At 69.7% G+C, this 25,343-nt stretch carries 22 protein-coding genes and 1 pseudogene; 9 read left to right on the top strand and 14 right to left on the bottom strand.

Annotation, left to right across the window (positions count from 1 at the left end):
* Positions 1–6: 6 nt before the first annotated feature.
* A complete protein-coding gene (alaS, locus tag KSK32_RS31800) occupies positions 7–2,664 on the bottom strand; it encodes an alanine--tRNA ligase (protein WP_216935561.1) in 2,658 nt (885 codons plus the stop codon).
* 52 nt (positions 2,665–2,716) lie between these two features.
* Between alaS and def the strand changes: the two genes are divergently transcribed.
* Entirely contained in the window at positions 2,717–3,262 is a 546-nt protein-coding gene (def, locus tag KSK32_RS31805; RefSeq protein ID WP_374226735.1) for a peptide deformylase, read from the top strand.
* A gap of 3 nt (positions 3,263–3,265) precedes the next feature.
* Positions 3,266–4,309, top strand: coding sequence for a tRNA (adenosine(37)-N6)-threonylcarbamoyltransferase complex transferase subunit TsaD (gene tsaD, locus KSK32_RS31810; protein WP_216935566.1), 1,044 nt, complete (start codon positions 3,266–3,268; stop codon positions 4,307–4,309).
* A gap of 52 nt (positions 4,310–4,361) precedes the next feature.
* On the opposite strand, the gene KSK32_RS31815 is transcribed toward tsaD, so the two are convergent.
* From KSK32_RS31815 to KSK32_RS31835, 5 genes and pseudogenes are all read right to left on the bottom strand, one after another.
* The gene (locus tag KSK32_RS31815) at positions 4,362–4,985 is read right to left on the bottom strand and encodes a LysE family translocator (protein WP_216935568.1); all 624 of its coding nucleotides are present in this window, start codon (positions 4,983–4,985) and stop codon (positions 4,362–4,364) included.
* A 3-nt stretch (positions 4,986–4,988) separates the two neighbouring features.
* Positions 4,989–5,435, bottom strand: coding sequence for an acyl-CoA thioesterase (locus tag KSK32_RS31820; RefSeq protein WP_254187277.1), 447 nt, complete (start codon positions 5,433–5,435; stop codon positions 4,989–4,991).
* Between the two features lie 107 nt (positions 5,436–5,542).
* Positions 5,543–6,905 (bottom strand): annotated as a pseudogene (locus KSK32_RS31825) (IS1380 family transposase).
* Between the two features lie 150 nt (positions 6,906–7,055).
* Entirely contained in the window at positions 7,056–7,310 is a 255-nt protein-coding gene (locus KSK32_RS31830; RefSeq protein ID WP_216935570.1) for a hypothetical protein, read from the bottom strand.
* A gap of 184 nt (positions 7,311–7,494) precedes the next feature.
* A complete protein-coding gene (locus KSK32_RS31835; protein ID WP_308163771.1) occupies positions 7,495–8,916 on the bottom strand; it encodes an FAD-dependent oxidoreductase in 1,422 nt (473 codons plus the stop codon).
* 226 nt (positions 8,917–9,142) lie between these two features.
* Here KSK32_RS31835 and KSK32_RS31840 point away from each other — a divergent pair, with 226 nt between their 5' ends.
* Entirely contained in the window at positions 9,143–10,474 is a 1,332-nt protein-coding gene (locus KSK32_RS31840; RefSeq protein WP_216935572.1) for a radical SAM protein, read from the top strand.
* Positions 10,475–10,602: 128 nt separating this feature from the next.
* On the opposite strand, the gene KSK32_RS31845 is transcribed toward KSK32_RS31840, so the two are convergent.
* Positions 10,603–11,058, bottom strand: a complete 456-nt coding sequence (locus KSK32_RS31845; RefSeq protein WP_216935574.1) for a MarR family winged helix-turn-helix transcriptional regulator — start codon at positions 11,056–11,058, stop codon at positions 10,603–10,605.
* Positions 11,059–11,121: 63 nt separating this feature from the next.
* The gene (locus tag KSK32_RS31850; RefSeq protein ID WP_216935576.1) at positions 11,122–11,763 is read right to left on the bottom strand and encodes a TetR/AcrR family transcriptional regulator; all 642 of its coding nucleotides are present in this window, start codon (positions 11,761–11,763) and stop codon (positions 11,122–11,124) included.
* A gap of 105 nt (positions 11,764–11,868) precedes the next feature.
* On the opposite strand from KSK32_RS31850, the gene KSK32_RS31855 reads away from it, so the two are divergent.
* The 4 genes from KSK32_RS31855 to soxR all read left to right on the top strand — a co-directional run bounded on the left by KSK32_RS31855 (position 11,869) and on the right by soxR (position 15,102).
* Complete coding sequence (locus KSK32_RS31855) at positions 11,869–13,464, top strand: MFS transporter (protein ID WP_308163772.1); 1,596 nt, start codon at positions 11,869–11,871, stop codon at positions 13,462–13,464.
* Positions 13,465–13,626: 162 nt separating this feature from the next.
* Complete coding sequence (locus KSK32_RS31860) at positions 13,627–14,112, top strand: flavin reductase family protein (protein WP_216935578.1); 486 nt, start codon at positions 13,627–13,629, stop codon at positions 14,110–14,112.
* Positions 14,112–14,516 (top strand): superoxide dismutase, Ni, encoded by a 405-nt coding sequence (gene sodN, locus KSK32_RS31865; RefSeq protein WP_216935580.1) that lies wholly within the window; start codon positions 14,112–14,114, stop codon positions 14,514–14,516. The genes KSK32_RS31860 and sodN overlap by 1 nt, the downstream gene beginning before the upstream one ends.
* 160 nt (positions 14,517–14,676) lie before the next feature.
* Complete coding sequence (gene soxR, locus KSK32_RS31870) at positions 14,677–15,102, top strand: redox-sensitive transcriptional activator SoxR (protein WP_254187279.1); 426 nt, start codon at positions 14,677–14,679, stop codon at positions 15,100–15,102.
* A 327-nt stretch (positions 15,103–15,429) separates the two neighbouring features.
* On the opposite strand, the gene KSK32_RS31875 is transcribed toward soxR, so the two are convergent.
* From KSK32_RS31875 to KSK32_RS31885, 3 genes are read right to left on the bottom strand one after another with little or no spacing between them, the layout of a single operon-like run.
* Complete coding sequence (locus tag KSK32_RS31875; RefSeq protein WP_216935585.1) at positions 15,430–16,284, bottom strand: aldo/keto reductase; 855 nt, start codon at positions 16,282–16,284, stop codon at positions 15,430–15,432.
* 34 nt (positions 16,285–16,318) lie between these two features.
* The gene (locus KSK32_RS31880) at positions 16,319–16,966 is read right to left on the bottom strand and encodes a carboxymuconolactone decarboxylase family protein (protein WP_216935587.1); all 648 of its coding nucleotides are present in this window, start codon (positions 16,964–16,966) and stop codon (positions 16,319–16,321) included.
* 23 nt (positions 16,967–16,989) lie between these two features.
* Positions 16,990–17,397, bottom strand: a complete 408-nt coding sequence (locus tag KSK32_RS31885) for a cupin domain-containing protein (RefSeq protein ID WP_216935595.1) — start codon at positions 17,395–17,397, stop codon at positions 16,990–16,992.
* Between the two features lie 347 nt (positions 17,398–17,744).
* Here KSK32_RS31885 and KSK32_RS31890 point away from each other — a divergent pair, with 347 nt between their 5' ends.
* Positions 17,745–18,620 (top strand): helix-turn-helix transcriptional regulator, encoded by an 876-nt coding sequence (locus KSK32_RS31890; RefSeq protein WP_216935597.1) that lies wholly within the window; start codon positions 17,745–17,747, stop codon positions 18,618–18,620.
* Positions 18,621–18,681: 61 nt separating this feature from the next.
* On the opposite strand, the gene KSK32_RS31895 is transcribed toward KSK32_RS31890, so the two are convergent.
* Complete coding sequence (locus KSK32_RS31895; RefSeq protein ID WP_216935599.1) at positions 18,682–19,755, bottom strand: NAD(P)-dependent alcohol dehydrogenase; 1,074 nt, start codon at positions 19,753–19,755, stop codon at positions 18,682–18,684.
* Between the two features lie 218 nt (positions 19,756–19,973).
* Here KSK32_RS31895 and KSK32_RS31900 point away from each other — a divergent pair, with 218 nt between their 5' ends.
* On the top strand, positions 19,974–21,251 hold the full coding sequence (locus KSK32_RS31900) for a low temperature requirement protein A (protein ID WP_216935600.1): 1,278 nt from the start codon (positions 19,974–19,976) through the stop codon (positions 21,249–21,251).
* A 471-nt stretch (positions 21,252–21,722) separates the two neighbouring features.
* Here the strand turns inward: KSK32_RS31900 and KSK32_RS31905 are convergent, their stop codons facing one another.
* A complete protein-coding gene (locus KSK32_RS31905; RefSeq protein WP_216935602.1) occupies positions 21,723–22,919 on the bottom strand; it encodes an RICIN domain-containing protein in 1,197 nt (398 codons plus the stop codon).
* A 49-nt stretch (positions 22,920–22,968) separates the two neighbouring features.
* Positions 22,969–24,975 carry an AbfB domain-containing protein gene (locus tag KSK32_RS31910; RefSeq protein WP_216935604.1) on the bottom strand — a complete coding sequence of 669 codons (2,007 nt, stop codon included), beginning with the start codon at positions 24,973–24,975 and terminating at the stop codon, positions 22,969–22,971.
* Positions 24,976–25,343 lie beyond the last annotated feature (368 nt).

Genomic DNA, 25,343 nt, shown 5'->3' on the forward strand with positions numbered 1-25,343 from the left:
CGGCGGTCAGATGATCGTGGCGAGCGCGGTGAGGATCTCCTCGGCGGTGCGACCCGAGGCTCCGCCTTGCGCCAGGCGGGCGGTGCCGCCGCCGCGCCCGTCGAGGGTGGCCTTGACCAGGTGTACGGCGCTGAGCGGGTCCGGCGTCGCCGCGGTGGTGGCGACGACCAGTCGGGTGTTGCGTGGCGCGGACGCGGCGACCGCGACCACGCCGGGCTGGTCCTGGGGCAGCGCGGCGCGGATCAGCTCGGCGAGCTGCCGTGGGTCCTCGCCGTCGGCGGCGACGACGCCGACGTGGCGGGTGCCGTTGATGCGTACCGCGTCGGCGGCGAGGCGTCGGGCGCGCTGCGCGGTGAGTTCTCGGGTGAGCTGGTCGGCGCGGCGTTCCGCGGCCTTGGCGCGGTCGAGCAGCGCGCCGATGCGTTCGGGCAGGTCTTCGCGCGGGGCCTGCAGCTGCGCGGCGAGCTGGGTGACGAGGTCACGTTCCCGGGCGAGGTAGCGCAGCCCGTCGAGGCCGACAACGGCCTCGACGCGGCGGTGACCGGCGCCGACGGACGACTCGCCGGTCAGCGCGAGCAGGCCGATCTGGCTGGAGTGGGCGACGTGGGTGCCGCCGCACAGCTCCCGGGACCAGGCCCCGCCGATCTCGACCACCCGGACCTGCTCGTCGTAGGTCTCCCCGAACAGGGCCAGGGCGCCGAGGTGGCGGGCTCGGGTCAGCGGCATGAGCTGCGCGGTGACCGGGAGGTCGTCGCGCAGCGCCTGGTTCGCGACGTCCTCGACCTCGCTGCGGGTGGCCGGGGACAGGCCGCCGGGCCAGGTGAAGTCGAGCCGCAGGTAGCCGGGCCGGTTGTAGGAGCCGGACTGCAACGCGGTCGGGCCGAGGACCTGCCGCAGCGCGGCGTGCAGCACGTGGGTGCCGGAATGCGCCTGTCGGGCACCGAGGCGCCAGGTCGCGTCGACGTGCGCGGTGAGGTGGGCGCCGACCGTCAGGTGCCCGGCGGTGACGCGGACCTGGTGGGCGACGAGCCCTTTGACCGGGCGCTGCACGTCGATCACCTCGCCCGCGCCGTCGGGGCCGGTGAGGTGCCCGGCGTCGGCGGCCTGCCCGCCGGACTCGGCGTAGAACGGGGTGACGTCCAGGACCACAGTGGCGATCTGTCCCTCGGACGCGGCGGGCACCGGTTCGCCGTCGGTCAGGATCGCCACGATCGTCGACTCGGTCGTCAGGTCGGTGTAGGCGCGCCAGTCCGTCGGGCCCGCCGTGTCGATGATCCGCCGGTAGGCAGACAGGTCGGTGTGCCCGGTCTTGCGGGCCTGCGCGTCGGCCTTGGCCCGGCTGCGCTGGTCGGCCATCAGCCGGCGGAAGCCCTCCGCGTCGACCTGGAGGCCCTGCTCGGCGGCGATCTCCAGGGTCAGGTCGATCGGGAAGCCGTACGTGTCGTGCAGTTGGAACGCCTTGTCACCGGACAGCGCCGGCTTGCCGGCCGACTTGGTCTCGGCGATGGCGGTGTCCAGGATCGTGGTGCCCGCGCGCAGCGTGGCCAGGAACGCGTCCTCCTCGGCGTACGCGTACTGGGAGATCCGACCGAAGTCCTCGGCCAGCTCCGGGTACGACGGCGCCATGCAGTCGCGGGCCACCGGCAGCAGTTCCGGCAGCGCCCGATCCTGGTAGCCCAGCAGCCGCACCGCCCGGATCGCCCGGCGCATGATCCGCCGCAGCACGTAGCCCCGGCCCTCGTTCGACGGGGTCACGCCGTCGCCGATCAGCATCAGCGCGGTGCGCACGTGGTCGGCGATCACCCGCAGCCGCACGTCGTCCGGGTGCGACTGGTTGGCCGCGTGACCCGAGTGCGCGCCGTACCGCTTGCCGGTCAGCTCGGCGGCCCGGTCCAGGATCGGCTTGACCTCGTCGATCTCGTAGAGGTTGTCCACGCCCTGCAGCAGCGAGGCCATCCGCTCCAGGCCCATGCCGGTGTCGATGTTGCGCGCCGGCAGGTCGCCGAGGATCGGGAAGTCCTCCTTGCCCGTGCCCGGGCCGCGCTCGAACTGCATGAAGACGAGGTTCCAGAACTCCAGGTAGCGGTCCTCGTCGACCTCCGGGCCGCCCTCGCGGCCGTAGGCCGGGCCGCGGTCGTAGTAGAGCTCCGAGCACGGGCCGCACGGGCCGGGGATGCCCATCGACCAGAAGTTGTCGGCCTTGCCCCGGCGCACGATCCGCTCGGTGGGCACGCCGGTGGCCCGCCAGATGTCGTACGCCTCGTCGTCGTCCAGGTAGACCGTCGCCCAGATCCGCTCCGGGTCCAGCCCGAAACCGCCCGCCTCGACCGACTTGGTGGCCAGGTCCCAGGCGAGCGGGATCGCCCCGGACTTGAAGTAGTCACCGAAGGAGAAGTTGCCGTTCATCTGGAAGAACGTGCCGTGCCGGCTGGTCTTGCCGACCTCGTCGATGTCCGGCGTCCGGATGCACTTCTGCACGCTCGTCGCCCGCTGGTACGGCGGGGCCTGCTGGCCCAGGAAGTAGGGCACGAACTGCACCATGCCCGCGTTGATGAACAGCAGGTTCGGGTCGCTGATGGCGGGCAGCGGAGCCGACGGCACCACGGCGTGCCCGTTCGCCTCGAAATGGGCGAGGAACCGCCGCCTGATCTCCCCCGTCCGCATACCACCCCATCCCTTACTGCAAGTCATTGGCAATTGCATAGTATGGGCGACTGTGCAGACACCGACCGGCACCCCACGACCCATCACCCGATACGGCACCCCGGTGCTGCACCGCCGCTGCGCCGAGGTGACCGTCTTCGACGACGCCCTCGCGCAGCTCGTCGCGGACATGTTCGCCAGCATGCACGCCGCCCACGGCGTCGGCCTGGCCGCCAACCAGATCGGCGCCGACGCCCGGATTTTCGTCCTCGACTGCCCCGACGCCACCGGCGCCCACACCGTCGCCCACGTGATCAACCCGGTCCTGCACCTGCCCGAGCAGCGTGACCTCGCCACCGACAGCGAGGGCTGCCTGTCCGTGCCCGGCCAGTACGCCGACGTGACCCGCCAGGCCACCGCCACCGTCACCGGCGTCGACCTGCACGGCCAGCCCGTCCGCATCGACGGCACCGGAACACTCGCCCGCTGCCTGCAACACGAGGTCGACCACCTCGACGGCCTCGCCTACGTCGACCGGCTACCCGCCCGCACCCGCAAACGACTGCTCGCCGCCGCGGCCGAACACCCCGGCGTCGGCGCGGGCGCCGGGCAGGACTGAGCGGTGCCGGTCGTCCTCGGCATCGAAACGTCCTGCGACGAGACCGGCGTCGGCATCGTCGCCGGCGGCGTCCTGCTCGGCGACGCCCTCGCCACCAGCATGGACGAACACGCCCGCTTCGGCGGCGTCGTCCCCGAGATCGCCGCCCGCGCCCACCTGCACGCCATCACCCCGATGGTCCGCCACGCCCTCGACCGCGCCGGTATCGGCTTCGCCGACATCGACGCAGTCGCCGCCACCGCCGGCCCCGGCCTCGCCACCGCCGTACAGGTGGGCCTCGCCGCCGGCAAGGCCTACGCCCTCACCCTCGGCGTCCCCCTCTACGGCGTGCACCACCTCGCCGGCCACGCCGCCGTCGACATCCTCGACCACGGCCCGCTACCCGCGCGCAGCATCGCCCTGATCGTCTCCGGCGGCCACACCAGCCTGCTGCGGCTCGGCGACCTCGCCCGCGACCCCGTCGTCCACCTCGGCGACACCGCCGACGACGCCGCCGGCGAAGCCTTCGACAAGGTCGCCCGGCTGCTCGGCCTGCCGTACCCCGGCGGCCCGGCAATCGACGCCGCCGCCCGCCACGGCGACCCCACCGCGATCGCCTTCCCCCGCCCCATGACCGCACCCGGAGACCCGCCCTACCGGTTCTCCTTCTCCGGCCTGAAAACCGCCGTCGCCCGCTGGACCGAACGCCACCACGGCCCCCTGCCCGTCGCCGACATCGCCGCCTCCTTCCAGGAAGCCGTCGCCGACACACTCACCCGCAAAGCCGTCGCCGCCTGCCGCGACCACGACATCGACACCCTGCTGCTCGTCGGCGGCGTCGCCGCCAACAGCCGCGTGCGCGCCCTCGCCCAACAGCGCTGTCACGCCGCCGGCATCACCCTGCGCGTCCCCGCACCCCGACTCTGCACCGACAACGGCGCCATGATCGCCGCCATCGGCGACCTCCTCGTCCGCGCCGACGTCGCGCCCTCACCACTGATCCTTGGCGCCGACCCGAACGCCGCCCTGACCCGCGCCACGATCCCGTGCGCCGGTCGGCACCGGTGAGCACGACGCTCAGGTAGTCGGCGTGAGCGCCGCCCCACCCGGTGACGGCATGTCAGCCAACGGCCAGCCGGACGCCGAGTGCGATGAACGCGACCGCGCAGAGCCGGTTGATCCGCCGCGACCACCGCTGGTCGGCCAACCGGTAGGCGAGCCTGCCGGCGCCCGCGCCGAGGGTGACGTCGACGGCGAGTTGCACGGCGACGAACAGGGCGCCGAGCAGGACGAGCTGCGCCGTGGCGTCACCGGCGGCGGGATCGACGAACTGGGGCAGGAACGCCACGCTGAACAGGATCATCTTCGGATTGAGCAGGTTCGTCACCAGTCCACGCAGGAAGGCCCGCCCGGGCGACGCGCCGCGGTCCGGATCGTCGGCGGTGACCGGATCGCGCCGACACGCGGCCCAGACCCCCAGGACGATCAGATACGCGGCGTCGGCCCATCGGATGGCGGTGAACAGGACCGGTGACGCGCTGATCACCGTGGCCAGTCCCCCGACCACCGCGGCGACGTGCACGGCTTCCCCGGCGGCGACACCGAGCGCGGCGACGACCCCGGATCGGGCGCCGTAGCGGGTGGCGTTGGCCAGCACGAACATCATGTCCGGGCCGGGCGTGACCATGAGGACGACGATCGCGGCGAGATAGCCGGCGAGCGCCGCAACGGACAGTCCGAGCACCGTTCAGCCCACCCCGGCGCCGTCGAGCAGGGCCCGGCGCAGCGCCAGCCGGTGCTCCCGTCGGATCTGCGCCTCCCGGTAGCGTCGCCGGTCCCCGTCGGTCTGCGGCAGCAGCGGCGGGACCGCGCGGGGGTCGCCGTGGTCGTCGACGGCCACCATCACCAGGTGTGCCGTGGCCACGTCGACCGGGGGCACCGCGCGGTCCCAGCGGTCCGCGCTGACCTTCACCGCCACCTCCATCGAGCTGCGGCCGGCCCAGGTGATCCGCGCGTCGACGTTGACCACGTCACCGACGCGGACCGCGCGTAGGAAGGCGGTCTCGTCGATGGCTGCGGTGACCGCCGGGCCGTCGGAGTGGCGGGCGGCGACGACCCCGGCGACCGAGTCGATCAGGTTGAGGATCCGGCCGCCGTGCACCGTACCCATCAGGTTGGTGTGGTGCTGGTCCATGATCTGCGACAGGGTCCGGGGTTCGCGCGCCGGGTCGTTGGCATGCTGATGGCCCGGCGCGGGGCCGGGTTCCTCGGTGTTGCTGGTCGGGGCGTGGGGCTGCGGGTTCAGCCGGCGGGTCGGGGTAGTCCGGCGAGGCGGGTGAAGGCGCTGGTCAGAGCGTGGGTCCAGGGCCAGTCGGTGGCGATGGCGAGTCGGGTCCGGCGGGCGGTGCGGGTGAGGCGGGCCGCGACGTGTAGCAGCCGGTAGCGCAGCTTCTTGGGTTCGGCGCGGGCGAGGTCACCGTCGAGGAGCAGGGTTTGGGTCCAGGCGAGTAGGTCGATGCCGGTCAGTGCCAACTGCAGCCAGGCTTGGTTGATGGCGAAGATCCGGGAGGGGAACCGACCGAAGCCGGTGTCCTTGCCGGTGCGGATACGGTCCTCGACGCGGGCGTGAGCGCGGTGGCGCGCCTCCAGGTGCTGGATGCTGCCCTGGCCGGGTGGGGTGTCGGTGGCGACGACTTGATGTCGCCAGCCTTCGACGGTGTCGAACAAGGTCAGTTGGGCGCCGGGGTGTGGGCGTTCGCGGCGGACCAGGAATCGGGTGCCTTCGGGCCAGCCGGCCGGGTCGATGAGGCCGGTGATCTCGCAGACCTCGGCGTGGTCGCGCAGGCCACCGTCGGTGTCGACGGCGGGGAGCCAGCCGGTAGCGGACCTGATCGCGGCCCGGATGGGTTCGGTGATCGCGGCGCCGACGGAGAACCGGATGTCCAGGTGCTGCTGCTGGCGCAGAGTCCGGATGTGGGCGAGGAAGCCGTGACTACTGCCGGCCGAATCGGCGCGTAGCAGGATCGGGGTGCCGTGCCGGACGGCGTCGGGGATCTGGGCCAATGCCTGGTTCAGGACGGTGATGTGGTCGGCGGTGGTGTTCGACCCGGCTCGGCCCTCCCGCAGCAGGCCGGCCAGGGCTTCGCCGGTGTTGTCCAGGAAGCACAGCAGCGGGTGGTAGCCGAACGTCTTCTTCCAGGTGCGGGTCGCTGCTTCCTTCTCGGAGTGGCAGAGCACGATCGTGGCGTCGATGTCCAGGACCAAACCCTCGACGTGCCGGCCGGCCACCAACGGCTGCGGCAGGTCACCGCAGACCTCGGCGTGTTGGGCCCAGGCGACCTCACGGGCGCGGGCCCGCGCGGCCCGCAGCCCAGCCAACAGGGTCTCGTCCACCTGCGACAACAGCCGCCACGCGGTCGGGTCAGAGGCGACCGGCCCGAACAACCCCGGCTGATCCCGCAGCACCGCCAGATCAGCGATGGCCTCACCGCCGTCGGCGAGCATCACCGCCAGATCCACGGCGATCCGGCCAGGGTCATGCCCGCCCTGCCGCTGCCGCAGCCCCGCCAGAGCCTCCCCGAACGCGCTGGTCAGCCCGGTGACGTCGGCCAGATCAGCGAGCAGCCGGGCACCGACGTGACCCCCGCCCGCCGCCGGTCACCATGATCTTCGGACGTGTTGCGGTAACCTTCACCCAGCAAGTGCCTTCCGTGACAGGAAAATCGGACCCTCAGCAAGCCCTATTTTCCCAGATCAGAAGGCACTTCTTCGTTCCCAGCCCAGTCCGTGGACAGCCCTTACCGAAGGGCCGAGGTTAGTTCATGCGATCAGGATGGACATCCCACTGTCCGGCCCTGTAGACGCCCTGCCAGTACTCCTCGTGGGAGACCGTGAAGTCATGGGCCCTGGTTCGCCGCAGGAAGTCGTACCGTTCGTAGAACACGTCAAGCGCTCGCTGGAGGCTGCACTCCTCGGCCGCGCGAATTGCCCGTATTGCCGTGGCGATGCGCCGTTGCACGATCAGATCGTCGATCGGCTGCCGAGCGTTCACGAGACTGCCTTTCAGCACGACTATGAGGGTGCGACTCAGTGGTTTCCACCGCTGGTCGCCGATCACCAGCTCCGGCGGCCGGCCCGTGGCCGTCCGTGGCACCGGGTATCCGTCGCACACCCGCTCCGTCGAGAGCCGGGACGGCAGCGGCCGAGGAAGCTGAGGGGTGCCGCCGGGTTCGATTGCGCGGGCGATGTGACTCTCAGCGCACGCTGCTGATGTCGATCATGTCCTGTCGGGGGACGACTTTCACTCGAGTGCGCCCGTGCGGGCGGCCGAGCTCGATCTCGTGGCGGTCCAGCTGCTGCCAGCCCGCCCACGTGGTGTGGGTGATACCACGTCGGGCGAGGTGGGCTAGCATGTCGGCCGGGTGGGTGCTCGCCGTCTGCTTGCCGGGCAGATCGGCAAGCAGGCTCGCGACGGTCTCACTCGCATCTTTCTTCGTGTGGCCGATCAGTCCGACCGGGCCACGCTTGATCCAGCCGCTCACGTACCTACCGGGGATCCGGTCGCCGTCGAGGCCGAGAACGCGACCGGCGTCGTGCGGAACCGTCCCGGTAGCTGCGTCGAACGGCAGGTCGGCGATGGGGCGGCTGAGGTAGCCGATCGCCCGGTAGACGGCTTGGACGTCCCAGTCGGTGTACACGCCGGTGCCGCGCACCGAGCCGTCGCCGGTCAGCTCCTGCGTCTCGGTGCGCAAGCCGGTCACCCGGCCCTGACCCAGGATCTCCACCGGCGCCTCGAGGAAGTGCAGGTGCAGGTTGCGTGTGCGTGCGGTTGGTGTACGCGCGGCCCAGTTCTGCAGGATGTCGACGCACATCTTGACCGAACGCTTGGCGCGGATCCTGGCCAGGCTGCCCTCGTCGAACTCCATGCCCTCCGGGTGCACGATCACCTCGACATTCGGCGACTCGTCGAGCTCGCGCAGTTCCTGCGGCGTGAACTTCACCTGGCCGGGCCCACGGCGAGAGAACAGGTGCACGTCGGTGACCGGGCTGGTCATCAAGCGCTGGTGCACGTTGTCCGGGATCTCGGTCTCGAGTAGCTCGTCAGCGGTCTTCGCGAGGACCCGGGCTACGTCCACCGCCACGTTGCCGGCGCCGATCACCGCTACCCTGGTCGCGGTCAGCGGCCAGTCGCGGGGCACGTCGGGGTGCCCGTCGTACCAGGAGACGAAGTCCGCGGCACCGAAGCTGCCCGGCAGATCGATACCCGGGATCGCCAGCTCACGATCCTTGTCGGCGCCGGTGGCGATGACTGTCGCGTCGTAGAACTGGTCAAGCTCCTCCGGCTTGACGTCCACGCCGTAGTCGACGTTGCCGATGAAACGGATCCGCGGGTCGTCCAGCACGTGGTGTAGTGCGGTGATGATCTCCTTGATCCGTGGGTGGTCGGGCGCGACGCCGTACCGGATCAAGCCGTACGGCGTGGGCAGGCGGTCGAAGATGTCGACGGTCGCCGTCGGGACGGCTCTGGTGAGGATGTCCGCGGTGTAGATGCCAGCCGGGCCGGCTCCTACGATGGCGACCCGCACGGATCGGTCCATGGCTGTTCCCTCTGTTCGTGTACCAGTCGGATACTCAGGATTGCGAAGAGCCGCTTGTCGTACGCAGATATGCAGCACTCTTCGCGCTTTTTATCAAGACTCGGAGGCGGCGGGAGTGTCGGTTCGCCGCAAAGCTAGGAACTCAACCGGACTTCAGGTCAATGAAGGGAGACTCTGCTCACACTTACGCCGCCGGTAGCGCGGCCCTCGTTGCCGCACCGGTCCGGGCGGGTGTTGCATGGAGCGAATGACGGACGGCTGACCCGCCGCCAAACATTCGTCGGCCGTCGAGAAGGAGCAACGCATGCAGTCTCGTACGGACCTCATCGAAGACCTGATGGGACGCTTTCCTGATGTGCCGCGTGAGGCGGTGATCAAGGAGGACCTGCTGCGCGGAGGACTGGCCTTCGACGACTCGGCGTTGACCGACAACGAACACGGTGAGGTCAAGCCGAAGTCGTACTTCATCTTCTCGTTCGACCACCGGACACTGCCCGAGCTGGGCGCCGCCGCGTTGCGTCGGCCGCCGGAGGAGATCGTGCTCACCGGGGGGCCGTACGACCTGCGCCGGACCGTCGTGTCGGTCCGCACGAACCCCGACTCGCCCTACCGGGTCAAGCCCGACGACGACGGACGGCTCATGCTGCTCCTCGACGGGCGGGCGATCGCCGAGGTGGGCCTGCCCCCGATGCCTGACTACTACCGGCACACGCTCGCCAACGGCAAGTCGGTGATGGAGGTCGCCCCCACGATCCAGTGGGGTTACCTCATCTACCTGACCGCCTTCCGGGTCTGCCAGTACTTCGGCGCCAAAGAGGAGTGCCAGTACTGCGACATCAACCACAACTGGCGTCAGCACAAGCAGGCCGGCCGCCCGTACACCGGGGTCAAGCCGGTCGACGAGGTCCTCGAAGCGCTGGCAATCATCGACAAGCACGACACGGCACGCGCCTCACAGGCGTACACACTGACCGGCGGCAGCATCACCTCGAAGGTCGACGGGCTGGCCGAGGCCGACTTCTACGGCCGTTACGCCCAGGCGATCGAGGAGCGGTTCCCGGGCCGGTGGGTCGGCAAGGTGGTCGCCCAAGCCCTGCCGCGGGCCGACGTACAGCGCTTCCACGACTACGGGATCCGGATCTACCACCCCAACTACGAGGTGTGGGACAAGCGACTCTTCGAACTCTACTGCCCCGGCAAGGAGCGGTACGTGGGCCGCGAGGAGTGGCACCGCCGCATCCTCGACTCCGCCGAGGTCTTCGGACCACGCAACGTCATCCCGAACTTCGTCGCCGGCGTCGAGATGGCCGCCCCGCACGGCTTCACCACGGTGGACGAGGCAATCGAATCGACCGCCGAGGGCCTGCAGTACTTCATGTCCCGCGGGATCACCCCGCGATTCACCACCTGGTGCCCGGAGCCGACCACCCCGCTCGGCCGGACCAACCCTCAGGGCGCACCTTTGGAGTACCACATCCGGCTGTTGGAGACCTACCGGGCGACCATGGAGGCCAACGGCCTGTCCAGTCCGCCCGGGTACGGCCCCGCTGGTCCCGGGCGGGCGGTCTTCTCGGTGAGCTCGTTCATGGACAGCCTGCCCGCCGACTCCGCAGCCGGTGCAGCCGTGAACGGATAGCCTCCGACGTCGGCGGCGACAGGTCGCGCACGAGAGAGCGGATCGGTTTGGTGGTCGGTCTGACGACAGACGCGGCAAAACTTGCGCGGGCCGCTGGCGGGGCCATCTGGCGCCAACTGTCGGTCCGATCAGCGTGCGGTCAACTCCTCGTCGACCGCGGTGGAGGCCCGCCGGAGTAGGTGGTAGAGCCTCTCGCGCTCGACGGGCGCCAGGGCCACGAGCACCTCGTCCTCGGCGGTGGCCATGGCGCCCTCCGCATCCCGGAGGCGCTCGACCCCGAGTGGGGTCAGCTCGACCAGGTGCCGACGACGGTCCTGCGGTGAGCGCATCCGCTTGGTGAGGCCACCGCTTTCCAGCTCGTTGAGCAGCCCCACGATATTCGTCCCGTCCATCGCCAGCGTCCTGGCCAGGGCCTGCTGACTGATTCCGCCGCCGGCGCGGATCATGGTCAGCGCGACAAGATGCCGTGGCCGGAGATGGAGCGGAGTCAGCGCCGGCTCGGCACGCAGCCAGATCCGCCGGGCCAGGTGATCGAGCAGCGGCCCGCAACGGTGCTCCGAATCCCCGGCGGGTACAGCAGCCATGGGACCGAGTCTACCTGGAAGTAGACGGGCGTTGAGAAAATTTTCGACGGTGGTAACCGACGTTCATTCGCCGTCAGCGCCGATGCAGGAGTCCGGCGCGATGATGGCACGCATGGCCGGCGCGACCACGCGCAGGACATCGTCGAGATCCGCGTCCGCCAGGTCGGGCATGCGGAGCACGTAGCGCTGGGCGGCGATTCCCATCATCATGGCGCCAGCCAGGGCGGCGCGCAGCCGCGGCTCCGCGGCGGTGATGGTGTCGGCCATGACGTCGACGGCTTCGGCGGTGACGTGGTCACGCAGGATCCCGGCGGCTTCGTCGCTGGTCATGCTGGCCCGTAGGAGCACCGCCATCGGACTGTTCGGGTCGGCGGCCCAGCTACTGAGCATGGCTCTCAGATAGTTGTCGGTGCTCTGCACAGGGTCGCCGGTCGTGAGCTCGCGCAGCGGGATGCGCCAGTGCACGGCCTCGCGGAAGAGCCGCTGTTTGGTACCGAAGTACTGGATGACCGAGGACTTGTCGACGTCGGCGGCGGCGGCTATCGCCCGAATGGTGGCGCGCTCGTAACCGACTTCGGCGAACACTCGTCGTGCCGTGGCGAGGATGCGGCGCTTGGTGCGCTCGCCCTTGCGCTCCGGCCGCTGCGCGGTCGCTTCCGAGAGGATCCCGGGGGGCGAGGGACCGTCCGCCTGCGCCCGGCTCATCTGGCACTCCTTCTCACCTCGGCACGTCGATCGTACCTGGGCTGATTTGCCAGACAAAGTGCCGTCCACCGACCCGGCGGGCTGTGTCACGGCCACGGGGGTGAGGTGTGGCACTCGCCTACGGGCCGCCCCAACCGTCCGGCTACGCTGACCAAAGTTTCTCAACGACTGTCTACTTTTCGGAGGGTGAGAATGACGGTGCCCGTGCGTACCGAGCGAGTCTCGGCGGGGTCCGCGACCGCACATCCGGGCCTGGCGCTCGTCGTGATCGCCGCAGCACAGCTGATGGTCGTGCTCGACGGCACCATCACGAACATCGCGCTACCGAGCATCCAGGAAGACCTTGAGGTCTCGGCCTCCGGTCTGTCCTGGATCGTCAACTCGTACGTGCTCGCCTTCGGCGGCCTGCTGCTGCTCGGGGGCCGGGCCGGTGACCTCTACGGCCGGCGCCGGGTGTTCCGGGTCGGCTTGGTCGTCTTCAGCTTCGCGTCACTACTGGGCGGACTCGCGCCGAACGCCGAGCTGCTCATCGCCGCCCGGGTTCTGCAGGGTCTCGGCGCTGCCGTGATCGCCCCGACCGCGCTGTCCTTGATCGCGACCACGTTCGCCGAGGGCGCGCCGCGTAACCGTGCGATGGGCGTGTACGCCGCCATGTCCGGTATCGGCTCGACCGTCGGTCTGCTGCTGGGCGGGGTCCTCACGGACTATCTCTCGTGGCGGTGGGTGATGTTCGTCAACGTGCCGATCGGGCTGGCGGTGTTGATCGGCACCAGGGTGGTGGCCAGCGGCGAGAAGTCGCACGGCGAGCTCGACGTGCGGGGAGCCGTGCTCGGTACCGGCGGCCTGGTGGCTCTGGTGTACGCGATCACGCAGGGTGGTGACCGCGGCTGGAACGACAACGTGACGATCGGGATGTTCGTCATCGCAGCGGTCCTGTTGGCGGTGTTCCTGCGGACCCAGCGGCGCAACAGCCACCCGATCCTGCCGCTACGGCTGCTGCGCGACCGCAACCGGGCCGGATCGTACGCGACGATGCTGCTCATCGGTGCTGCCATGTTCGCGACGTTCTATTTCCTGTCGCTGTACCTGCAGCAGGTGCACGGCTACAGTCCGGTCCGCGCCGGGTTTGCGTACCTGCCGTTCAGTCTCGGCATGGGCCTGTCGGCGGGTCTGGGTTCCCGGCTGGTCGGCCGGTTCCCGCCGCGTGCGATCGCCGCGCCCGGCCTTGTCCTGGCGGCGGGCGGCATGCTGTGGTTCAGCCTGCTGGAGCCGTCGTCCTCGTACGCCACCCACCTGATGCCGGCCATGTTCGTCACTGCGGTCGGCCTGGGCGCGAGCTTCCTGCCGATGACCCTCGGCGCGGTCTCGGGGGTGACCAGCACAGACGCCGGGATCGCCTCGGCGGTGCTCAACACCACGCAGCAGATCGGTGGTGCCGTGGGCCTGGCGGTGCTGGCGACGTTGTCGACCAGCGCCGCCGACGATCAACTGCCCCACGCCGACGGCGCGTTCTTCCAGGGCGTGGCCACCGGCGACAGGGGCCTGATCCAGCAGGCTTCCGACGCGTTGACACACGGCTACACGGTGGCGTTCGCCGCCGCGTCGGGCCTGCTGATCATCGCTCTGGTGATCACGTTGACAGCCCTGAACTCCAAGGCACAGCACGGCGCCAAGGCGGCTTCGGCTGTGCACATGGGCTGAGTGTGGCGCCCCGATCCCCCGGTCGGTCGCGGACCGCACCTCGAACTGACGTGCGGCTCACCACCTCGGCAACAGCTCGAAAGGCGCCTTGGGGGTGCCAGGCGTTTGACATGAAGCGCGGTTGAGGTTTTAGCGTCTCGCCCGGGAGCAGGAAGGGAGGAAGTGCCATTGAGCGAGCGGTTCAAGGAGGCTTTCCGCCGGTACCCCACGGGAGTCGCCGTCATCTCTGCGGCTGGTCCCCACGGGCCGGTCGGGCTGACCGCCTCCAGCGTCGCGTCCGTGTCGGTGGCACCACCAACGCTGTCCTTCTCCCTCATGGCAACGCGGACGGCGAGGGTTCTGCTGCAAGCGCCCAGCTTCGTCGTGCACCTCTTGGGACCCAAACATGCCGATCTGGCTCAGGACTTCTCCCACGCCGACGGTCGGCACTTCACCCCGGACCAGGGCTGGAGAATTCTGCCGTCGGGGGAACCGATGCTCCCCAGTGCCCTCGCCGCGCTTCGCGTCATGCCACTGCAACGGATAAGCGTGGGCGACGCGACGCTCGTCGTCGCCTCCGTGGCCGAGGTCTTTCACGGGCCGCCCGACGGGCGGCTGATCTATCACCACAGGAATTTCGTCATCTCACCATCCAGCGAAGGAATCTGATGCGACTGCCACGCCTCCTGCGCCCGCGCACCACCGTCAGCGCCCACTGCGACCTGCCGTGCGGCATCTACGACCCCGCGCAGGCCCGCATCGAAGCCGAGTCGCTCAGAGCGATCTGCGAGAAGTACCAGGCCAGCCAGGATCCGGCGTTCCGCGCCCGCGCTCTGATCATCAAGGAGCAGCGCGCCGAACTGGTCAAGCACCACCTCTGGGTGCTGTGGACGGACTACTTCAAGGCACCCCACTTCGCGACGTACCCCCAGCTACACACCCTGCTCAACGAGGCCACCAAGCTGGCTGGCGCCGGCGGCGCGAAGGGATCCGCGGACCCCGCCGTCGCCGAGCAACTGCTCGCGAAGGTCGAGGAGATCTCCACGATCTTCTGGCAGACCAAACAGGCGTGAGCCACGGGGACCGGGTACGCGCCGGCGTACCCGGTTCCGCACAACCCGTTCAGGAGGCCGGATGCCGTCGCACACCCTAACGTCAGCACTCACCTCGCCGCCGCCTACCAGCAAACTCGCCATATCCGGTAACGACGCCAGCCCCGACGATCGTCTCACCATGGCGGAGGTCATCGCTCGTACCGGTGTGGCCGCATCCGCTCTGCGGTTCTACGAGAGCAGAGGCCTCATCACCGCCGAGCGCAGTAGCGGCAATCGGCGCCTGTACCGGCGGCACATGCTCCGCAGGATCTCGCTCATCCTCGTCGCCAAACGCCTCGGGATCCACCTCACCGAGGTCGCTGACGTATTCGCCTCCCTTCCCTGCGACCGCCCGCCGACGCAGGACGACTGGCAACGCGTCTCCAGGTCGTGGAAACGCCAGCTGGAGAATCGGCGGCGCTACCTCGAAAACCTCGAACACGAGCTGGTCGGCTGCATAGGATGCGGATGTCTCTCGATGAAGGCCTGCAACCTTCTCAACCCCGGCGACGGACTCCGCGCACGCGGCCCTGGTCCGGTGCGCCTCGACGACTCTCGCAGATGACTCCGGGAGAGAGATCACGGTGCCGATGTCGCCTGATTCCGGGTTGCGGCATCCTGGCGGGCGACCACCACGGCAGCGGCGCCGGTCACCGAGAACGCGTTGGTGAGCAGCACCGCGATGTTCCATCCATGCAGCACAGCAGTCGCGTCGTGCGCGCCGGCCCCCACAACCGCGGCAAATGGCCGGCAGCGACGCCAGCCGCGTCGTGAACACCACCAACACCGACAGGATGTGCCCCCGCCGCGACGGACCCCCGACCAGCGCGCTGGGCACCAGCGGCAGCCGATCGGGGCACCAGAGGCTCGCGGTCGGACCGGCCGGCGGTGGTTACCTGCCGCTGTAGACGGGGAAGACGCTGTGCTCGCCGTAGTCGCGCTGGACCATGTTTCGCAGCAGGTCCATGTCGTCGTCAGAGATGACGAAGTCGAGCTGGGCGTTGCTGCGCATGTGTTCGGGGTTGGCGGTCTTGGGCAGCGAGACGGTGCCCAACTGAATGGTGTAGCGGATGCACAGTTGCGGCACGCTCACGCCGTACTTCTCCGCCACCGCGGCGACGTCGGCGTTCTTGAGCATCTCACCGTGGGCGATCGGCGAGTACGCCTCGACGAGGATGTTCCTGCTCTCGCAGTAGGTCATCAGTTCGGTCGGGGTGTTGCCGACGTGGACGAGCATCTGGTTCACCTGCGGCGCGATGGTGCACGACGCGAGGATGTTATCCAGGTCCTGTTGCAGGAAGTTCGACACCCCGATGGAGCGGAGCTTGCCCGCACGGAGCCCGTCCTCCAGGGCACGCCAGGCTTCGCGGTTGCCCTCGGCGTAGTCGCCGCCGCGGAAGTCGTTCCACGGCTGCGGGGCGTGGATCAGCATCAGATCGATGTGGTCCAGGCCCAGCGTCTGCAGGGAGCCGTCGATGGCCGCTGCCGCGTCGTCGTAGTTCTTAATCTCGGCGGCGAGCTTGGTGGACACGAACAGCTCGTCGCGGGAGGTGCCGCTGGTGCGTACGCCCTCGCCGACGCCGCGTTCGTTGCCGTAGGCCTGTGCAGTGTCGATGTTGCGGTAGCCGACCTCGATGGCGTTGCGGACGGCTTGGGCCGCCTTGTCGTCGTCGATGAACCAGGTGCCCAGCCCCAGCTTGGGGATGACCACGCCGTTGGACAACGTGTACGTCTCGTGGAAAGTCATGATCTCTGTCTTCCTTCGGTTGCGGTGACGGTTCTCAGTCGTCGCTGCCGGCCAGGACCTGGTCGAGCAGGTCACCGGCCCGGTCGGACGCGGCTTGGCCGACGCGGGAGCGCAGCGTCGCGACGAGGCCGTGCAGGTCCGCCGGGCTCAGCCCGGCGTTGAGCGCGATGCCGAGGTGTGACCTCAACTGGCTCTCGACGCCATCGAGGGTGGCCAGGGCGGCGACGGTGGCGATCTCGCGGCTCTGCCAGTCGAGGGTGTCGCGGGCGAAGATGTCGCCGAACAGGTGCGCCTTGAGGAACTCGTCGATCGCGGGGGCGAAGTCGAACAGGGGCCCCGTCACCGGTCGACCGGAGAGCCGGGTCTGGTTCTCGGTGCCCAGCGCGAGCATGTCGGTGCCGGCGGGCAACGGGGTCGGCGGCTCGCCGGCCGGGTCGTCGATGCCGCTGTCGCGGCGCTCCTGAAGCAGCGCCATGAACGCGCCAAGGCCGTTGAGGGCACGCGGAAACCCCGCGTAGGCGTACATCTGCACCAGAATTTCGTTGATCTCGGTGACCGTCAGCCCGGTGTCCAGACCGTCGGCCAGGGCGTCACGCAGCTGCGGCAGCTGGCCGGTGGCGGTGAAGGCCGCGATCGCCGCGGTCGCCTGCCGCCGCGGGCTCAGCTCGGATCCGTTCGCCATCGATCGACTCTCTCCGTGCGACGTCACTGCTTGTTGGCCTGCTCGTAGACCTCCGCGGTGACCGGCTCCAGCCAGGTCGTCGGGTCACCGCCCTCCGCAGCCATTTCGAGCATGGCCAGGTGACTCATGAACGTGTCGGCGGCGGCGCCGTGCCAGTGCTCCTCACCGGGTGGGCAGACCACCGTCTCGCCGGCGTGGATCCGCACCACCGAGCCGTCACGCGTGCCGACCAGGCCGACCCCCTCGGTCACGTGCAGAGTCTGGCCGACGGCGTGGGAGTGCCAGTTGGTCCGCGCCCCGGGAACGAACCGCACCAGCGCGACAGTCATCCGCGACGGCCCGGTGCCGTTGTAGATCGGGGTCAGGTACACGTCGCCGATGAACGACTGGGCGGGCGCCTTCGCGGTCTGCCGTACAGGCTGAAGTTCCATGTCAGTTCTCCTCACAAGCCACGAAAGCGAACATGTTATGCATTTGGTGACCCACGAGCGATCAGCGGGCGGGTTCACGTCACCATGTAAGCCGCTACCGGGTGCCCGTGGGAGGGGTTGTCGAAACAGGTCATGACAGTGCCCCCATCAGGCCGCAGCGATTCTGCTTCGCCCTGCCGTGTGTCGGCCGCTCCGCTCAACTCCTTTGGTTGCGGGTACCAAGGGTGCAGCCCCCGGGCGGGGTGGGAACTGGACCTCCGGCGGGACGCCGGCGTCCGGGGCGTCCGGCAGGACAGGTCATGACAGGGCCTCGTTGACGCGTGGTCGAGCCCCGTACCGTCGCAAGGGTGGACAACAGAGCCGACATTCGGGAGTTTCTCGCGACCCGCCGCGCCAGGATCACGCCCGAACGGGCTGGTCTGCCGGACTTCGGCGGCAGCCGCCGCGTGCCGGGCCTGCGCCGTGCCGAGGTGGCCATGCTCGCCGGAGTCAGCCCCGACTACTACACCCGCCTCGAGCGCGGGAACCTGTCCGGCGTCTCCGACAGCGTGCTGGACGCTCTGTGCCGGGCCCTGCAGCTGGACGAGGCGGAGCGCTCCCACCTGTACGACCTCGCCCGCGCCGCCAACACCAACCCCCGGGTACGCCGGCGCCCCACCAGACAGATCCGCCCCGCCACCCTGCACCTACTCGAGGCAATGACCGACGCGCCCGCATTCGTCCGCAACGGGCGCCTCGACATCGTCGCCGCCAACCACCTCGCCGAGGCGCTCTACCTGCCGGCCTTCCAGACGCCGGTCCGACCCGTGAACCTGGCCCGGTTCTGCTTCCTCGACACACGAGCCCCACAGCTCTACCCGAACTGGGAGGCGGCCGCCGACACCACCGTGGCGCTGCTGCGCACCGAAGCCGGCCGGGATCCCTGCGACAAGGATCTGAGCAATCTCATCGGCGAACTCGCCACCCGCAGCGACGACTTCCGCACCCGCTGGGGAGCGCACAACGTCCGACTGCACCACACCGGCGTCAAATCCTTCCGCCACCCCGTGGTGGGACTCCTGGACCTCAACTTCGAGGCCATGCCGATGCCCGCCGACCCAGGACTCACCCTCACCGCCTACAGCGCCGCACCCGGCACTCCAACCGCCGACGCCCTACGCCTCCTGTCGACCTGGGCCGCATCGAGCAACGATCCGGCCCTCCGGGGATCCGACGGCGAATGAGCGTCAACCTCCTTCACGGAGCCAGCGTGCTCGGGGCCTGTCGGCCCGGCCCCCGAATGGACTAGGTAGCCGCTGAGCGAATGGTCGAGTTGTCGATGACATAGCGGAACCGGGCCTTCTTGGCGACCACGTTGTCGAAGGCCTCGTTGACACGGTCGGCGGTGATGACCTCCACGTCGGCGGCGATCCGGTGCTCCGCGCAGAAGTCGAGCACCTCCTGGGTCTCGGCGATGCTGCCGATCAGCGAGCCGGCGACGCTGACGCGCAGCATCGAGACGATCCCGAAATCGATGGCCTGGGGCAGGCTGGGTTCGAGCATCCCGACGGTGACGAAGGCGCCGTCGTGCTTGACCAGTGACAGGTACGGCTTCATGTCGAAGGGTGTGGGGATGGTCGACAGCAGGAAGTCGACCGACGCCTGACGTGCGGTGACGGCGTCGCTGTCGGGCATGACGATGACCTCGTCGGCGCCCAGGCGCACCGCGTCGTCGCGTTTGGCGGCCGTGGTGGTCAACGCGATGACCTTCGCCGCGCCACGCGCCTTCGCGAGCTGGATCGCCATGTGACCCAGCCCGCCGACGCCGGCGATCGCGACCACCTGGCCGTCACCGACATTCCAGTGCTTGAGTGGTGACCAGGTGGTGACGCCGGCGCACAGCATCGGCGCGGCCCGCTCCAACGACAGAGAGTCCGGAATCCGCAACACGAAGTGCTCGTTCACCACGATCTCGTCGGAGTAGCCGCCGAAGGTCACCTGCCCGCTGTCTGGATCCCTGGTGTTGTAGGTGTACACCGGCGGCGGAACCTGATACTGCTCGTCCACGGCGCCGCGCTGGTCCTCGGACCCCCAATACACCATGCAGCCCACGCCCACCCGGTCGCCGACGGCATGCCGCTGCACACGTTCGCCGACCTCGCTCACCGTCCCGGCGATCTCATGTCCCGGCAGGCAGGGAAAGTTGGTGGTGAGGCCGCCTCCGAATTCGTCACGGGCCTGGTGGATATCGGAGTGACAGACCCCGCAGAAGGCGATGGCAATGCGCACGTCCTCGGGGCCCACCGGGCCACGATCGAACGGCACAGACGCCAGCGGTTCTGCCGCACCCGCGGTGGCCCATCCGATGTTCGACGCCATGAGAATGCTCCTTGCTGACGGTCACGGATTCGGGGAACGCCCGAGCGCGGAGCGCCATCACCTACCGGCGGCCCGATGGGCCGGGCTCTACCGAACAGCGTGGTCGGACGGGGCGGCGTCGTCGTTGCCTCGGGAAATCTTCACACCACCGGGGGAACCCGCCTGGTTGCCCACCCGATGGAGGAAACAACCTGTCCGAGGACGGCTACGTATCGCGGATGTGGTGGGATGGAAAGCGGTGGCGGGCAGCGCACCGGCCAGGGCACCCGCACGGCACACCGGGCCTGGGCTGCGCCCAGCCGAGCAGCGGATTCCAGGAAAGGAGAGATCCACTGTCCGGAACCGGCCAGACCGCCGACGGCACCGCGCGGCAACGGCAGACGTACGCCGTAGACCCCGTCGAGTTGTTCTTCGACCTCGTCTTCGTGTTCGCGATCTTCCAGCTCACCACTCGGCTGCGGGAAGACCCTTCGATCCGTGGTGCGGGCGAGACCGGTGTGCTGTTGCTGGCGGTCTTCACCGTGTGGTACTTCACCAGCTGGGAGGCGACCCTCGTACGGACCGAGCGCACCCGAACCACCGCAATGGTCCTGACCGTGACCTTCTTCGGCCTCTTCCTGACCGCCGCCGTGTCCCGCGCGTTCACCGGCTCGGGATGGGACTTCGCCGCGCCGTTCCTGCTCGTGCAGCTCGGCCGTGGCCTCTGGACCCTGCTGAACGTGCCCGGCGACATCTGGCGGGACCACTATCGGCGGACGCTGCTGTGGCTGCTCGTCAGCGCACCGCTGTGGGCAATCGGCGCGGTTGCGGCTCCCGCGCATCGCCTCTACTGGTGGGCCGCAGCCGCCGGGGTCGACCTGCTCGGCACCTGGCTCGGGCACCCGATCCCCGGGCGCACCCTGCACTCGGAAAACGCCGCCACGGCCGAGAGCGCACACATGCTGGAACGCTGCCGCCTGTTCCTGCTCCTCGCACTCGGCGGCACGGTCCTGTCCACCGGGCTGGCCCTCACCGCGACGCCGCTGACCCCACTCACCGTGGTCACCGGCTCAGCCGCCCTGCTCGTCACCGTCGCCCTGTGGTTGCTCGCTTTCGGCGGTCCGGGCCGGCTGGTCCAACACCACGTCGAACGGACCGGCGACCCGAACCGGGCCACCCGGATGGCCGGCAACGTCCTGACCGTCATGGTGGCCGGGCTCATCGCCGTCGCGGCCGCCCAAGAAATGATCATCCGACATCCGCACGGCCGGGCGGCCGCCACGATCAGCGTGCTGCTGTACGGTGGCTCGATCCTGTTCCTCCTCGCCCAAGGCTGGTACCTGCGCAGGGTTCCCCCGAGCAACCCGCGGCCCTGGCTGATCGCCGCCACCGCACTGGCGCTGGCCGGTGCGATAACCGGCGCCCTCGCACCGCCATACCTGACGCTGCTCACAGCCGCAGCGCTTCTCATCATCGCCGCGACCAAGCTGACGCATTCCAGCCAGTTGCCGCACTGATCCTGGTCGGCCGTAAGCCGACGGCGATCAGCCCGTGCTGATGACATCAGCTCAGCAGCCTGCCGACCCCGGCCCTACGGAGACCGGAAGCCCTCCGTGGTAGCTGAAACCCTCGCCTACCTCACGAGGTGTAACTAGCGCGTCCCGGCGGGCTTCCGCCGGCTCGGGTCATGCCAGGCGAGCCCACATGCGTTCTGCGAGGTCGTCGAAGCGGGTCGCTGATGTGCCACTGCGGATCGTCGGGGACTACGCCGTCCGACCGCGCGCCCCCATGCCCTCGATCAGCGGCCTGTCGTCGATGAACGGTCGGTAGATGCCGTTGAGGCGGTGCAAGGCTATCGGGTGGCACCTGCACCGGAGGTCGACCGGGGCCCCGCCACGACCGCACCGATCGAGCACCGGTGCGGTCGTGGAACCCGAGCGTCAGACTGATCTCCTACTCCCTTTTCGTCGATGCGTGTGCTTCCGGCATCAGCCCAGCTGCCACTGCTGGTTGCCGCCCAGCGGCCGACCACATTCCCAGATCTGCAATCTGGTGCCGTTGGCCGTTCCGAACTCGGTGGCGTCGAGGCACTTACCCGAGTTCGGGTTCACGATCGACCCGTCGCTGTTCGGTATCCATTGCTGAGCGCCGTTGTTCAGGCAGGACCAGAGTTGCACAACGCTACCGTTGGCGGTGCGCCCACCGGAGACGTCCAGGCACTTGCCGGAGTCGTTGCTGACGAACGTGTTGCCGACGCGACGCCACTGCTGGTTGCCGTTGTTCGGAAAGCAGTCGTAGAGCTGCACCGGGGTCCCGTCGGCCTTGCCCCAGCCGGCCACGTCGACGCACCGGTTGGAGGCCACCCCCCGGATGACCGAGGTACCGCCGCCTCCGCCACCACCGCCCCCGGCGGCGTTGCCGTTGATGTTGAAGTCGAAGAGGTTGACGGCCAGGCCGGCGCCGCCGATCCAGGGCTCGAAGCCGGCCTGAACGCTCGTCATGTACCAGTTCGTGTTGATCTTTCCACGGCCGACGGAGTCGTTGATGAAGGACTTCAGGCTGAAGTTGGCGAACGTGTTGCTCGGCGTGGTCCGCACGTAGGAGATGACGTTCCAGCCGATGTTGCCGAACCACACGTCCCAGGTGCCGCCCTCGATGGTGACGGTGGCGACCCGGCTGCCGATGGGTTGTGGGCGGCCGCGGTGGTTGGTCCAGATCATCAGTTCGGCGCCGTAGTTCTGCCCGGCCGGGTTGGGGTTGGCGTCGAACCACAGGTCGAAGGCCGCGTCCCACTCGCCGGCGTTGGGGGTGCTGATGTTGAACGTGGCCCTGGGGTTGTTCAACCCGGCCACCCGGGCCGGCAGGCCGCTGTTGGCGGTGCAGGCGCCGTAGTGGCAGCCGGCGTAGATGGACGGGTAGGAGGCCGGCGGGCCACTGGTGGAGTTGTTGTGGTCGGCGCGGGTCACCGTGAAGCCGGCGTTCGACACGTCGATGCACTGGGTGGTGCTGGCACCCCAGCGGTTGTTCTGCACGATGTACCGACCGCCCTGGACCTGGGCGGTGGCGTACTGGTCGCACAGCAGCGGCGCGGCGCTGGCCGGGGCCGTGCTGACCGCCAGCAGCGCGGTGGCCGCGGTGACCACCAGCGCGGCGGCGGCGGCGAGTGGGCGGAATCGCCAGTTCAATGGATCCTCCTCGGTGAGAAGTGGACAGTCGCGGTGGAACGCGGGTGGTTCAGGGAGCGAGTGGGGCGGTCGGCTGCCAGACGGTGTCGTCGTCGAAGTGGGCGGGGTTGTCGAAGGCGTTGCCGCCTGCGGGCTCGGCGATGTATCCGGTGGCGTCGTAGTGCCGCAGGTAGCGGTCGGTCAGGTTGAGTGAGCGGAGGCGGACTCCGCCCGGGGTGCTCTCCGGGCAGAAGGTGGCGTCGGCGCGGAACAGCGCGGTGTCGGTGAAGCTGTCCAGCCGTACCCGGAAGTCGCGGTGCCGCAGGTAGGCGCCGGAGACGTTGACGGCCGCCAGGGAGACGCAGGTCGGGTCCGCCAGCCCTGACTGGACGCGGAACGTCGCGTCGCGTCGGTCGGGCTCGGCGGCGCCGGCGTCGAGCACCGACGTCACCGAGAGGAAGTTCCGATGGCGCAGGTAGCGGTCGGTGAACCCGGGTGTGGTGACGCGCAGGGAGACGGTGCTTCCGGGACGCAGTTGCGGTGGGTGATCCACCGCCGCGACGAACGGGAAGCGTTGTGGCGCGAGACCGTTGCAGTCCCACAGTTGCAGGCGGGTGCCGTTGGCGGTCGCGCCGCCGGGTGCGTCGAGGCACCGGCCGGAGTTCGGGTTGACCAGTGCGTCGCCGCGGCGCAGCCACTGCTGGGCCGGTGAGCCGTTGCAGTCCCAGATCTGCAGTCTGGTGCCGGCCCCGGATGCTGCCCCGGGCACGTCCAGGCACCGTCCCTGGGCGCCGACCGATCCGTCGGGTCGCAGGGTCCACCGCTGCACCGGTGCGTCGTTGCACTGCCACAGTTGCACCGCGGCGCCGTTGGCCGCGCCGCCGCCCCCGACGTCGACGCAGCTTCCGGCGCCGCCGACGAAGCGTCCGGGGCGCGCCGAACTCGGCGGCAGCAGCGCGGAGGCCGAGTAGGCGCGACAGGTGCCGTCGGCAGCGTCATCGGTGCTGACCTGCAACAGTGCGGAGCCGTCGGCGGATGGCACCAGAGTGGGGCTGTAGTTGGGGCAGACGCCGGGACGCGCGCCGGGCACCGCCACCGGAGCGGGTGCCGGATACCAGGAGCCTCGACCGCTGTCCAGGTTGACGAACAGCGCTCGGCCGTTGAGGGCGGCCTCGGTGCCGTCGGCGTTACGGATCCGCTGCGCGACGAGCAGCACACGGCCGGTCGCGGTGGTGGCGAGCGTCGGGGTGGCGGTCAGGTAGCGCCCGTCCGCGGTCTGGACCACGGGGTCGAGCCGGGCCGGGTCGCCCCAGGTCGTTCCGTCCACGGAGGTGCGGGAGCGCACCGCGCAGTCGTACTGGCCGCCGAAGCCGCACACCTCGTACGCCAGCAGGTAGGTGCCGTTGGGCATCCGGCGGACGGCGGGCATGCCGGGGCGGTGCCCCGGCTGTGGTCCGGTCACGATCGGCGACCGCGTTGACCAGGTGAGCCCGTCGGTGCTGATCGACTGCACGAGGACCTGGCTTCGGCCGGGTTGGCTCTCGTCGGCGAGGTGCGCGACAAGCCGGCCGGCCGCGTCGAGGAAGAACTCCGGTTCCCACAGCCCGCCGGCGTTGCCCGACTGGGCGACGGTGGACAGGTAGCGCCAGGTGCGGCCCACGTCGTTGCTCGCCCAGACGCGGATCGACATGCGCCGGTCGGACCCGCCGTCCTGACCGACGCTGCCCGCCCAGAGCAAGGTGCCAGCGGGCAGCCCGCCGAGCGGTCGCGGCAGCTCGAACAGCGTGGTGCAGCACAGGCCCCGCCGAGCCTCCGGGTCGGTGACCGTGCCGACGCGGCGGAAGGGACCGTCGGTGGTGCTCTCGTAGATGCCCGCAGCCGGCCCTCCGGCCGGGAACTGCGTGACGGTGAGGATCACCCGCCCGCTCGCGGCGCCGGAGTGGGCGAGCCGTACCGCGCGTGGATAGAGGGCGGCCTGACCGTCGACGGGCGTCCCGCCAGCCGCCGCGGCCGGGCGGGCGGCCACGGGTGCGGTGAGCGCGGCGACGACGCCGGCGAGGGTCAGGACGGCGACCACGACGAGTCGGGATGCGCGGGCACCGACCGGTCCGTTTCCCCACCCTCGGCGGCGTCGTCCGGTGAGCCGTCGCGGGACCGGGCTCGTGGATGTGGGACCGACGGGCCGGGCTCGTGCGGGCGCGAGGCCAGTGTGGCCGGGCAACTCTTGTCGTCGTGTGGTCATGGTGTCTCCCGGTGGTGGTACGCGCTCCCGGCGGATCGCAGCCGCCGGCCGGCTCCGGTCCGCCCGCCGCCCGGTGGCGGGCGGACGGGAGCCCGCGCGAGGATGTTCTGGCTGGAACGCCAGGGCAACGCTTCGATCGACAGGATGCAATGCTCGTCGATGTCCGAACCAGTGTTTTCGAAACATGACCCAGCACGGCGCCA

The organism is Micromonospora sp. WMMB482 (assembly GCF_019038635.1).
Taxonomy (GTDB): domain Bacteria; phylum Actinomycetota; class Actinomycetes; order Mycobacteriales; family Micromonosporaceae; genus Micromonospora; species Micromonospora marina.